Origin of the sequence: Rhizobium ecuadorense, assembly GCF_001187535.1 — a bacterium.
Classification (GTDB): domain Bacteria; phylum Pseudomonadota; class Alphaproteobacteria; order Rhizobiales; family Rhizobiaceae; genus Rhizobium; species Rhizobium ecuadorense.
The window spans coordinates 1-216 of the sequence record NZ_LFIO01000786.1 but is presented as its reverse complement, the minus strand read 5'-3'; the positions used below and the strand labels follow the sequence as shown (position 1 = coordinate 216).

Here is a 216-nt window from a genome sequence, read left to right as displayed (position 1 = left end):
TCAAGGCGCTGAAACAGGCGGGCCTGGTCGCAGAGCGCCCCGAGGGGCGGAAGGTCTATTACCGCGCCGAGCCGGAAGGCCTGGAGCCCCTTGTCGACTGGATGAGCCATTACGGCGTCTTCTGGCGCGACCGCTTTGCCAATCTCAGAACATTGCTGAAGGAAATCGATCCATGAGCGACGCCGCATTGAAGCCCGACACGCAAGAGATCGTGGT

Annotated in this window: 1 protein-coding gene; it reads left to right on the top strand. The window is 61.6% G+C overall.

Annotated features, from left to right (window positions below; genetic code table 11):
* On the top strand, nt 1-176 hold a 176-nt coding region (locus tag AF337_RS13935; protein ID WP_160320304.1), incomplete at its 5' end, for an ArsR/SmtB family transcription factor.
* Nucleotides 177-216: the final 40 nt, after the last annotated feature.